This is a genomic window from Bacillus niameyensis, from assembly GCF_001375535.1.
In the GTDB taxonomy this organism is placed as follows: Bacteria; Bacillota; Bacilli; order Bacillales; family Bacillaceae_C; genus Lederbergia; species Lederbergia niameyensis.
On the sequence record NZ_LN831197.1, the window covers coordinates 1,679,421 to 1,692,209 of the forward strand.

Consider the following 12,789-nt stretch of genomic DNA (forward strand, 5'->3'; position numbering starts at 1 on the left):
ATCTTACAATTATATTGTAAACGCACCCATAAAGCGGTTACAATTGCGAATCCTTTACATTGTTACACTATTTTTACGTCCTCCTTTTTTCACGATATTCCTGTGGGGATTGCTGGGTACGTTTTTTGAAATAAAAGTTGAAATAAGAAGGGGAATTAAAGCCTAACATCATCGCAATTTTTTGTATCGCCATTTCAGTATGATTTAAGTAATAGGTCGCTTGCTTCATTCTCAATTCATCAATTACATCAGATAAATTTTTGCCTGTTTGCTCCTTATAGAATCGCGATAAATAGGATGGATTGAAGTGAACGTGATCTGCTATGGCGGTAAGAGAAATGTCTCCTGCAAGATTGTTTTGGATATAATTATTCACCGTAAGTATAATTTTTCTTTTTCCTTCTTCTTTCCACTCTGCTTTATAATGACAAATTGTATTAATCATATAGACAATGCTTTCCTTCGAATCAAATAAAACAGGAAACTTTTGGAGCCTTTTTTGAATACTGTCCTCCTGTCTTTTAACAACCTCTTGATACAAACCTTTATTACGTAAAAACCCTAATATTAGTTTGGAAATTGAAAATAAAAAATCTGTCATTTCTATATTGGAATATTCATTATTTATCATCTGATCAAATAATCCGTCAATGATTTTTAGTGCTTGTTGTTCTCGTCCCTCTGATATTGCAGTTTCTAATTTTATTAATTGCTTTTTCCACTCCTTATCATCAAATACCACGCTCTCTAAGTGGTAAAAGGGATTGGTTTTACTTTGATCAATGATAATCATACCTTCCGAAAAAGAAGACAAGAATTTCAATATGTCAAGCATTTGTTGAAAATCTTTGTTTACTAGATTGATATTGACAGGTCTCTTACCTATTACAAAATTCACTTTTCTATTCATCTTTCGAGAATAACTTTCTTGAATGCTTTCAAGCAATCGCTTGCTATACTCCCTAATCGTTTCCCATTTTACTGTTTTATTTCCGTAGAATATTCCCTCTATTTTCTGCGGTTGAATAAACCAAATAACTAAATGTTGATATATACAATACTCAAGCAGTAGATTAGGGTGTAGTTCTTGTTTCATTGTTTCATGGAGTAGTAATAAATCTTGAAAACTGGGGGCTTTATTGTATTTTAGTTCACCTGCTACTAGCAACCACTGCTCTTCTAAATCAATTTCAAACGAACTCTTGATCTGAGAATAACTTTGGCACAAATTTTCCATACTCTCTCCGTCTAAAACTAATTTAAGAAATTCTTTTTTTAATAAAGGAGTTATTTCTTCCATCCACTTTCTGTTAGCTTCTAGACTTGCCTGCACCGATCTTTCCTCTTCTATTTTCTGGATAGACTTCTGTACAGCATTTATCAATACTTGATCATCTTCTGTTTTCAAAACATAACTATCGATATTTCGCTTAACAGCATCATAAACATATTCAAATTGATCATACCCAGACAAGAAAATCACTCGACATTTTGGCCATATCAATTGTAACTCATCAACAAACTGTAAGCCGTTCGTTTCAGGCATTTTCATATCTGTGATGACAATATCTACTTTTTTTTGCAAAGCGTAATCTAATGCTTGCTTAGCAGAATAGGCCGAGAACAAATCCAGTTCCATATCTACGTCAGAAAATAATTGGATTAACCCATCAACAATAATAGGTTCATCATCTACAATTAGGAGATTAAACATTTGCTGAATCCACCTTATTCCATATTTTCATTTCTATTTTCAATCCGCCTAAATGACTCCGACTTGCAAACAAGCCACTTTCATTACCGTATTTTAACTTTAATCGATTACAAACGTTAAACATCCCTGTTGTTTCACCGACTTGTTCGGAATGGCTTAATCTTTGCTGGAGATCTAACAGTATTTCATCCGATATTGAGCCATTATCTTCAATCACTACATGCAATAAACCATTTTCATTTATTACTTTTATACGCAAAATTCCTTTGTAACTATTTTCCAGTGCATGTTCAAAAGCGTTCTCAATAATCGGTTGTAGAATTAAACGCGGGACTATTATGTGTTTCATTTCATCAGTTAATTCTGATGCTTCAAAGCTAATTCGATTAGAAAATCTAATTTGTTGAATGCTACAATAGTCTAAAGCATGCTTATACTCTTTCTCAAACTCCACATCATCCGAACTATTCTTTGTAATAAATTGGTAGTAACTTGCTAGTTTTTGTGACAAAGTAGAAACTCGATCAAGATCTTTCATTTTACTTAATCGGTAAATAGTATAGAAACTGTTATAAAGAAAATGCGGATTTATTTGTGATTGTAATTGTTTTAGCTCAGACCTCTGTAAAGCTAACTTGTTTTGATAGTTATCTTTGATAGATTGATCAAGTCGTTCCTTCATATCATTAAAGCTGGTGTACAAATAAGAAAATTCTCTTTCTTGTGTTACGTTTAGTGGAGTTGTTTCCAACCCCTCTTGATAATTCCTAAATAGAGAAACAAGTTTATTTAGTGGTTTATGAATCATTCTATTGATAGACCAAGAAAATAGGATTGAAATAAACAATAGCACGCATGTCAAGAATAAAAATCCCTTATTTAGATTTGACATATTCTCCGTCAATTCATTTTTATCTATATATGTGTATAACTTCATATTTAAATAATTTAATTCACTTTTTGTTACTAAATATTCTTTCTGGTTTTTCTTAATAGTAAAATAAGTTGAGTTATTTAGATTCTCGTCACCCACATATTCAATGATTTCTCGTATAAAATCTTGATGTCGACTGTCAGTTGTTAACACATATTTTGATGACGGATCAACCAATATCACACCTGCATCATTCGTCCCCTCTATAATATGAAAAACATCATTTAGAAGCTGGTCCTTCGATAACTCTATGGATGAGATTATGTTCTCGCCCTTATCCATTGCGAGTAAATACAATTTTCCGTCATAAACCGTTAATCCTTTTTCTCCACCTTCCCGAACTCTATTTTTTAAATGATTGAAAGTGATGCCTGTATCTCTTCTCCAAATATCGTCAAAAGATAGTATACGGTTGTATGATCTGATGACAATTTCATTATTTACAATCAAACTACTTGAATTATTCAAATTATTTAATTCCTCATTAATCCCATTCATTAATGCAACTTCTTCATATCCTGATACTTGGTCTCCCAAAAAACTTAGCTTTTCAATATCAGAATCAGTAAAAAGCTGTAATTGGCGTGTTCGGATATAAAAAATTTGATTATTTAATATATCTCCATAAAATTCCGTTTTTGAAATCACAGAGTCTAAGTATTGTTCCTCAAGGCTCTTTTTTCCAAGATGAGTAAGACTTAAGCTAACCATATAAAGAAGTGATAACATGATAATGAAAATGACGATCATTTTTTGATAAACAAGTAGTTTATTAAATGCGCGAATTATATTTTTGATTGTGACCACCTTCTTACCATTGCCCCCTTGCTAGTAGGACTATTGTTTTCTAATTTATCGCTTTCATTCTATTAAACGAGACTAGATGTCAATCGCTCTAAAAAAATTATAATATTGATTTCTTGGAAAAGCTATTTAGTTTTTTATTAGGCTTCTCAAAAGAGTAAGCTATATGAATTTTATGTTTCATACAAAAAGGCTTTACAGTGCGGTAAATTTAACTGATTTGCAACGTCAGAAACTGAGCCAGAGCTTGGACTATATATTGTAAATTGGGTCACTAGCTTTATTAACCAGTATAGAGAAATACTTAATCTATCTAGACATTCTTTAAAAATTCCAAACTTTAAATATGCTAACAGTGAGTTGGAAATACACGCTCATGTCATCTTGTTAATTTGTCAAATTGCCAAGTATGCATACGAGAATAAACAAAAAGAGACTAAACACAATAGTTCTGAAGTTTATATTGCAGAAGAAGTTGCCAAAATAATTTACTCTCGTTCTACCTCGGATTTTAAAATAGCAGATATTTCATCTGAAATTCACTTACATCGGACCTACATTCCAAGCATATTTTCAAAAATTTATGGCAAGTCACCTAAACAGTATCATTTAAATGTGAAATTAGAAAAAGCAAATGAACTTTTACTTGAAACCCATATGTCCATTGAAGAGATTGAAGAAATAATAAGGTTCAATTCATCCAGTCACTTTTCAAGATTTTTTACAAAGCAAGCTGGTATAGCCCCTAGTAAATATAGAAACCGGCATTTTTCTGTTTAATGATGAAGAACTTTTTGCCAATAGGCCCATGAAACAGAGCAGGTAGAGAAAAGATAGCTAGCTAACTATCTTTCTTTACCTGCTTATCTACACGTAACAACTGAAGAAACGAATTCAGCAAAATCTATCTGAACGATATGCTATTGGACAGCTTGCTGAGGAAATTGGATTGAGTGAGTCTCATTTCTACCGCGTGTTCGAATGGACCACGCATGTCAGATCTTGAAAGAATCAAAGCTTTCAATAACAGATATTGCAATGGGAGCTAGGCTTTAGTACGAGTCAGCATTTTGCTACGGTATTCAAAAAAGTGACAGGTGTGACGCCAGTCACTCGATTATTATGGGGATTGACAACTTTAAAAAACTTTTCCCGGTCTGTCTGATGGGAAACTTCCCCAAGGTTACTAAGTACCTCATCTAAATTTTTCGATATAAGTCGATTTGCGTTGATCGCATAGGCTGCTTTCCGATAATCTAAATCATTAACAAGTGTATTCCACGGCCCACTCACGGAAGAAGCATAGCCCCAAGTATGTTCAGCATATAGCATAAGCTGATATTCAGCCTCTCTTAGGAAATGAAGTTTTCCTAGCTCGTCCTTTGGATCCAATTTTTTCGATAAATGAAAAAAAGTTGCCTAAGCAACTCATCTTCAATTAATCATCATTCTCAATTTGGTTAACAGCATCTATACTTTTTGTAGTTCACCTTATTGATTATCAGCAGAATATATCTTTAGTTGACCAAGATAGATCTAAGATGAATTTTCCAGGAATCAACAGGTCCAAACCTATTAACCCATTAATGCCGTCATATTCTCCAATTTTTCCAAAATCGATATAAAATTCATTTACGAGAAATGAACCAAACCTCAACCCCATCAACTTTTCTTCGGATAGCAGCTTCCTTGCCACCAATTCCCGTCATAAATCGAATTTGATCCTCTGGTTCGTATGCATCAAATAGATCCTGTACAGCATCAATTGATATAACGGATTCTGCTGCGCCTTTATCGATAACCACATGTGGAATTACAACTGTTTTCCCTTGATGAGTAATGTTAATAGAAGAAAACAATAGACCATCGACCAGATCAAGATTCATCTGTAGGTACTCTCTTTCCCAATCGTAAACCTTTCCTTCAGACCCTGCACCATCAAACCAGATTTCAATCATTGGTCCATATTGAGTTAGCAATTCTGTTAACTGCTCACAGTAAAAATTGTCATAGGCCTCTTTATCTTCGTAACAAGCCGCATTTCTATCCCAAGGTGAGAGATAGACACCAAAATGGATACCTTCCTTTTTACAAGCCTCCGCACATTCTTTCACTACATCGCCTTTTCCATCTTTCCAAGGACTTGATTTAACGGAATAATCGGTTGTCTTTGTAGGCCAGAGACAGAACCCATCATAATGTTTAGCTGTTAAAATAAAGTATTTAAACCCTGCATCCTTTGCTAACTTCACCCATTTATGGGCATCCAATTCGGTCGGATTGAATTTTTCTGGTGAATCTGTTCCATCTCCCCACTCTTGGTCGCAAAACGTATTCATGCCAAAATGACAAAAGAAGCCCATATTTAGATCTTGCCAATAGATTTGCGGAATAGAAGGTAGTGGTAGTTGGCTAGCTGACATTGCTCTATTCCCCCTCTGATAAATCTTATGTTAAACGAAAAACATGCGCATAGGGTGCTTTTTCATTTAAAAGTAATTCTGGTAATTGAACAGTTATACCACGATCTGTTTGAGTGTATTCAAGGTTTTCTACATCACCCACTACGTCAACCTGATTTACCCTTTCAAAATAAGGTATAAAAATCTCTTTTTTTACTAGACTATCCTCAGATTCATATAAGTAGAAGCTATAAACTTTATTGTCTTTCTTTGTAAAACCAATATGATCCATAAAATAGGGTGTAGTCATTCTTGTTCCATAAACAGCTTCTCCATATTTTTTTAACCATTCTCCCATTTTTTTCATTCTCTTTATGGCATTTTTAGAAATTCTTCCATCCGGTTGGGGAGCAACATTCAAGGCTAAATTCCCACCTTTTGAAATAACTTCTATTAAAAGATGTATCAACTGACGTGTTGGCTTGTAATCATCATCATACCGATAGGAAAATGCTGTTCCCATTGTAATACAGCTTTCCCACGGAACAAATATAGGTTTATCAGGTACAGTCTGTTCAGGAGTAATAATATTTTCATAGGGTCCACCAACAGTTCGATCTGCTGTTAGTAACCAAGGTTGATTTTCTCGTGCCTTAGCAACAACTTCACCTAATCTAATATCCTGATGGTTATTGGGATTTACCTGACCCGCATCGAGCCATAGCATATCAATTCTTCCGTAATCTGTTATCAACTCCATAATTTGTTCATGAGTAAACTTGACAAACTTATCCCATAATTCCGGATTCTGCGTAGGATCATATGAGGGTCCTCTATTGGTTTTATGACCAAAAACTTTATCTCGTTCCCAATAATAAGGTGTATACCAATCTGCTTTTGAAAAATAAGCAGAGATTGCTAACCCTTTTTCCCGAAAAGCGTTAAATGAATGTTTCACAATATCGGCGTATTTATGGGTATGGAATGGACAAGTTGGATCCGTACTTTTATAATTCGTTGTCTTAGTATCCCATAAGCAAAAACCATCGTGATGTTTTGTTGTAAATAAAAAGTACTTAAATCCAGCTTCGGAAGCTAAGTTTGCCCATTCTTCAGGTTGAAACCTAATAGGGTTAAACGATTTATTTAAATTGATATATTGTTTTTTAAATACATCTGTATCTGACTCCCAATCAACATCTTTTCTTGACCATTCAGCTGCATCATCAGAAAGTGGCCAAGATTCAAATGTGCCCAATTGGGCATGAGGACCCCAGTGCATCATAAATCCTAACTTCTGATCCTTAAACCATTCTAGTCGCTCAATTAAAACAGGATCATTTGGTTTAATCCATTCCTTTTCATCACTAGATAAATGAACTCCATCCACAATTTTGTCATCTTGTGTTATACTTTCATTTTGTTTCATGTGGCTACTCCTCCTCTTAGTTTGTACCTCAAAGAACTTCTAACAATATACACTAATAGTTTACTAGTTTAGAAAAATCACTATATTTCTTTATGGTAAAATGTGCCCATATAATCGGAATAGCTACGATTCTTATCCAAGAAGAGGAACAAAAATTCCGATGCTTCTAATCCCACTTATTTCGGCCAAGATGGACTGATTTACCAATTTATTCTGGAAAGTTTTCAGTTTGAATCCGCACATTTTTTAATCCTCAAATCTCCTCCTCTTTAAAGTCAATTAAATTTTGTCTGCACAAAATTGTTAGCGCTATCATAACAATAACTCAACTAAATTCGTGTTGTCAATAATAATAGTCAATAAAATTACCCAATTCTGAAAAATCTCTTTATAACTAAGTGCTCATATAGTGAACATGCTTTTTTCTTTAATAGGATAAAATATCAAAACCTCCACATCTTTCGCTTTTATTTTAGGCCTTAAATGTGGAGGTTTTAATTAGTTATAAATTGTTATCGCTAGCTGTTATTGTTTTAATAAATATTCTTACTTAACTAGAAAAAATTGAAACACAGCCTTATACTTGTTAGCTATGACTCATTAAATGTATTCCTTGACAACAGACATAAAAATAATTATAAAGGATCCGATCCACACCAAATAGTATGTTTTAAACATGTTTACAATCCATTCATTTTGCATTAATTCTATCTATCTGAATGAATGTTCTCCCTTTGCTTTTAGACCTACTGGCCCCACCTGTCCAATACCGCGGTTTGATTCAAGTCTCCCATCCGTCTCTCGGTCTGAATGTTTGTCAAACCAAAGCTCCATTTTATACTTCAAATCACTTATGATTACGGCGAATTCCTTCTGTCCAACAAGATTGTTCCGTTCATTCGGATCGTTTACCATATCATAAAGTTCATTTTCACCATATGGGTATCTATGTATATATTTCCATTCCTTCGTTCGAATCATTCTTGCTGGTCCATATTCAGAATGAACAACAACCATATCGTGAGAATCATGCTCTTCATCTTTAAGAATCGGCAGGAAACTTTTTCCGGGGAGCGATTCATTCAACTTCTCATTTGAATCGATAAGTTCGAGAATAGTTGGCATAATATCATAATGGCTAAGTAAACTATCGCAAACACCACTTTTTCTATCAGGCATACTTATAATAGTCGGTACCTTGACACTTGTTTCATACATATTCATCGGAAACGTTCCGTTGCCTTTGCCGAATATTCCATGATGCCCCATTGCCATTCCGTTATCCGATGTGAATATGATAATGGTATTATCATAGACTCCTAGATCCTTCAGATGCTCAATAATTTGGCCAATTCCCAGATCCATGCCTAAAAGTGAAGCACAGTACCCTCTATTCCATGTAAGCCTTTGGGCTAACCTAGCTTCTTCAGACGGAAATGACATTCCGGACCATTTGTGGGGTTGCTCATTTGGGAAATCGTTAAATTCACACCCCTCAAATTCCGTCCAAAGTTCAGGTTTATGATGCCTTTCATCCCATGGTGCATGAGGTGCTGTGTAATTTACCTGTAAATAAAAAGGTGTCTCCATATTGTGTGTATCAAGAAACTCTATCGCATTGTTGGTAATCCAATCAGTAACATACGTTTCTCGCTGCAAGGTAAATTTGTTTGTAACAGGATCAAGTGTAACAGGATACATATAATTTTCACCGCCCATAGCAAGGGCTCGCCAATATGTAAATCCCTTCTGTGGTATGCCAGCGTTACCTATGTGCCACTTACCAGAAAGCGCACACGTGTACCCTGCATCTACCAGATCTTCTGTATAACAACGCCTATCACCAAGATAATCAGTCGCTTTAGTTTCATTAAGTTGATTCTTCGGCCAGTCATAAAACCACTCACGGTTTTCTTCATTAAAATGGCGAACCAAATCGTCATCAAGTTGCGATTTTTCTACATGTCCTTCCGCAATCCAGTCCTGTATCCCGTGACGAGACGGCATCTGACCTGTCATAATTGAAGCCCGGGCGGGTGAGCATACAGGGGATGCACAAAAGAAATTTTCAAATCTAATACCGTTTTTGGCTAACATGTCAAGATTTGGAGTCTTGACATCCCGATTTCCCGCACAACCCATTGACCAGTAACCTTGATCATCTGACATAATAAATAAAATATTTGGTTTCATTTTATCACCCCATTTTATTGTTTNGGTAGTTGGCTAGCTGACATTGCTCTATTCCCCCTCTGATAAATCTTATGTTAAACGAAAAACATGCGCATAGGGTGCTTTTTCATTTAAAAGTAATTCTGGTAATTGAACAGTTATACCACGATCTGTTTGAGTGTATTCAAGGTTTTCTACATCACCCACTACGTCAACCTGATTTACCCTTTCAAAATAAGGTATAAAAATCTCTTTTTTTACTAGACTATCCTCAGATTCATATAAGTAGAAGCTATAAACTTTATTGTCTTTCTTTGTAAAACCAATATGATCCATAAAATAGGGTGTAGTCATTCTTGTTCCATAAACAGCTTCTCCATATTTTTTTAACCATTCTCCCATTTTTTTCATTCTCTTTATGGCATTTTTAGAAATTCTTCCATCCGGTTGGGGAGCAACATTCAAGGCTAAATTCCCACCTTTTGAAATAACTTCTATTAAAAGATGTATCAACTGACGTGTTGGCTTGTAATCATCATCATACCGATAGGAAAATGCTGTTCCCATTGTAATACAGCTTTCCCACGGAACAAATATAGGTTTATCAGGTACAGTCTGTTCAGGAGTAATAATATTTTCATAGGGTCCACCAACAGTTCGATCTGCTGTTAGTAACCAAGGTTGATTTTCTCGTGCCTTAGCAACAACTTCACCTAATCTAATATCCTGATGGTTATTGGGATTTACCTGACCCGCATCGAGCCATAGCATATCAATTCTTCCGTAATCTGTTATCAACTCCATAATTTGTTCATGAGTAAACTTGACAAACTTATCCCATAATTCCGGATTCTGCGTAGGATCATATGAGGGTCCTCTATTGGTTTTATGACCAAAAACTTTATCTCGTTCCCAATAATAAGGTGTATACCAATCTGCTTTTGAAAAATAAGCAGAGATTGCTAACCCTTTTTCCCGAAAAGCGTTAAATGAATGTTTCACAATATCGGCGTATTTATGGGTATGGAATGGACAAGTTGGATCCGTACTTTTATAATTCGTTGTCTTAGTATCCCATAAGCAAAAACCATCGTGATGTTTTGTTGTAAATAAAAAGTACTTAAATCCAGCTTCGGAAGCTAAGTTTGCCCATTCTTCAGGTTGAAACCTAATAGGGTTAAACGATTTATTTAAATTGATATATTGTTTTTTAAATACATCTGTATCTGACTCCCAATCAACATCTTTTCTTGACCATTCAGCTGCATCATCAGAAAGTGGCCAAGATTCAAATGTGCCCAATTGGGCATGAGGACCCCAGTGCATCATAAATCCTAACTTCTGATCCTTAAACCATTCTAGTCGCTCAATTAAAACAGGATCATTTGGTTTAATCCATTCCTTTTCATCACTAGATAAATGAACTCCATCCACAATTTTGTCATCTTGTGTTATACTTTCATTTTGTTTCATGTGGCTACTCCTCCTCTTAGTTTGTACCTCAAAGAACTTCTAACAATATACACTAATAGTTTACTAGTTTAGAAAAATCACTATATTTCTTTATGGTAAAATGTGCCCATATAATCGGAATAGCTACGATTCTTATCCAAGAAGAGGAACAAAAATTCCGATGCTTCTAATCCCACTTATTTCGGCCAAGATGGACTGATTTACCAATTTATTCTGGAAAGTTTTCAGTTTGAATCCGCACATTTTTTAATCCTCAAATCTCCTCCTCTTTAAAGTCAATTAAATTTTGTCTGCACAAAATTGTTAGCGCTATCATAACAATAACTCAACTAAATTCGTGTTGTCAATAATAATAGTCAATAAAATTACCCAATTCTGAAAAATCTCTTTATAACTAAGTGCTCATATAGTGAACATGCTTTTTTCTTTAATAGGATAAAATATCAAAACCTCCACATCTTTCGCTTTTATTTTAGGCCTTAAATGTGGAGGTTTTAATTAGTTATAAATTGTTATCGCTAGCTGTTATTGTTTTAATAAATATTCTTACTTAACTAGAAAAAATTGAAACACAGCCTTATACTTGTTAGCTATGACTCATTAAATGTATTCCTTGACAACAGACATAAAAATAATTATAAAGGATCCGATCCACACCAAATAGTATGTTTTAAACATGTTTACAATCCATTCATTTTGCATTAATTCTATCTATCTGAATGAATGTTCTCCCTTTGCTTTTAGACCTACTGGCCCCACCTGTCCAATACCGCGGTTTGATTCAAGTCTCCCATCCGTCTCTCGGTCTGAATGTTTGTCAAACCAAAGCTCCATTTTATACTTCAAATCACTTATGATTACGGCGAATTCCTTCTGTCCAACAAGATTGTTCCGTTCATTCGGATCGTTTACCATATCATAAAGTTCATTTTCACCATATGGGTATCTATGTATATATTTCCATTCCTTCGTTCGAATCATTCTTGCTGGTCCATATTCAGAATGAACAACAACCATATCGTGAGAATCATGCTCTTCATCTTTAAGAATCGGCAGGAAACTTTTTCCGGGGAGCGATTCATTCAACTTCTCATTTGAATCGATAAGTTCGAGAATAGTTGGCATAATATCATAATGGCTAAGTAAACTATCGCAAACACCACTTTTTCTATCAGGCATACTTATAATAGTCGGTACCTTGACACTTGTTTCATACATATTCATCGGAAACGTTCCGTTGCCTTTGCCGAATATTCCATGATGCCCCATTGCCATTCCGTTATCCGATGTGAATATGATAATGGTATTATCATAGACTCCTAGATCCTTCAGATGCTTGATTATTTGGCCAATTCCTAGATCCATGCCTAAAAGTGAAGCACAGTACCCTCTATTCCATGTAAGCCTTTGAGCTAGCCTTGCTTCTTCGGACGGGAACGACATTCCGGACCATTTATGAGGTTGCTCATTTGGGAAGTCTTTAAATTCGCACTCCTCAAATTCCGCCCAAAGCTCAGGTTTATGATGCTTTTCATCCCATGGTGCATGAGGTGCTGTATAATTTACCTGTAAATAAAATGGAGTCTCCATATTATGTGAATCAAGGAATTCTATCGCATTGTCGGTAATCCAGTCAGTAACGTATGTTTCACGCTGCAAGGTAAATTTGTTTGTAACAGGATCAAGTGTTACAGGATACATATAATTTTCACCACCCATTGCAAGGGCTCGCCAATATGTAAATCCCTTCTGTGGTATGCCAGCGTTACCTATGTGCCACTTACCAGAAAGCGCACACGTGTACCCTGCATCTACCAGATCTTCTGTATAACAACGCCTATCACCAAGATAATCAGTCGCT

At 35.1% G+C, this 12,789-nt stretch carries 9 protein-coding genes and 1 pseudogene; 2 read left to right on the plus strand and 8 right to left on the minus strand.

The window, feature by feature from the left end:
- Nucleotides 1-73: 73 nt before the first annotated feature.
- Nucleotides 74-1,714, minus strand: a complete 1,641-nt coding sequence (locus tag BN1243_RS08215; RefSeq protein ID WP_062105851.1) for a response regulator transcription factor — start codon at nt 1,712-1,714, stop codon at nt 74-76.
- Complete coding sequence (locus BN1243_RS08220) at nt 1,707-3,455, minus strand: sensor histidine kinase (protein ID WP_062105852.1); 1,749 nt, start codon at nt 3,453-3,455, stop codon at nt 1,707-1,709. The genes BN1243_RS08215 and BN1243_RS08220 overlap by 8 nt, the downstream gene beginning before the upstream one ends.
- A gap of 381 nt (nt 3,456-3,836) precedes the next feature.
- Here BN1243_RS08220 and BN1243_RS08225 point away from each other — a divergent pair, with 381 nt between their 5' ends.
- On the plus strand, nt 3,837-4,232 hold the full coding sequence (locus BN1243_RS08225) for a helix-turn-helix transcriptional regulator (protein ID WP_062105853.1): 396 nt from the start codon (nt 3,837-3,839) through the stop codon (nt 4,230-4,232).
- Nucleotides 4,233-4,344: 112 nt separating this feature from the next.
- A complete protein-coding gene (locus BN1243_RS23030; RefSeq protein WP_407638884.1) occupies nt 4,345-4,458 on the plus strand; it encodes a helix-turn-helix transcriptional regulator in 114 nt (37 codons plus the stop codon).
- 56 nt (nt 4,459-4,514) lie between these two features.
- Here BN1243_RS23030 and BN1243_RS08230 read toward each other — a convergent pair whose 3' ends face one another.
- The 6 genes and pseudogenes from BN1243_RS08230 to BN1243_RS22305 form a co-directional block, all read right to left on the minus strand.
- Entirely contained in the window at nt 4,515-4,844 is a 330-nt protein-coding gene (locus tag BN1243_RS08230) for a hypothetical protein (protein ID WP_062105854.1), read from the minus strand.
- A 506-nt stretch (nt 4,845-5,350) separates the two neighbouring features.
- Nucleotides 5,351-5,875 (minus strand): annotated as a pseudogene (locus BN1243_RS08235) (alpha-L-fucosidase); the annotation flags it as partial.
- A 25-nt stretch (nt 5,876-5,900) separates the two neighbouring features.
- Entirely contained in the window at nt 5,901-7,283 is a 1,383-nt protein-coding gene (locus tag BN1243_RS08240; protein WP_062105855.1) for an alpha-L-fucosidase, read from the minus strand.
- A gap of 711 nt (nt 7,284-7,994) precedes the next feature.
- The gene (locus tag BN1243_RS08245) at nt 7,995-9,476 is read right to left on the minus strand and encodes a sulfatase family protein (RefSeq protein ID WP_062105858.1); all 1,482 of its coding nucleotides are present in this window, start codon (nt 9,474-9,476) and stop codon (nt 7,995-7,997) included.
- A gap of 69 nt (nt 9,477-9,545) precedes the next feature.
- Complete coding sequence (locus BN1243_RS08250; RefSeq protein ID WP_062105855.1) at nt 9,546-10,928, minus strand: alpha-L-fucosidase; 1,383 nt, start codon at nt 10,926-10,928, stop codon at nt 9,546-9,548.
- A 711-nt stretch (nt 10,929-11,639) separates the two neighbouring features.
- Nucleotides 11,640-12,789, minus strand: a 1,150-nt coding sequence (locus BN1243_RS22305; protein WP_195892091.1) for a sulfatase family protein, incomplete at its 5' end; no start/stop codon positions are given.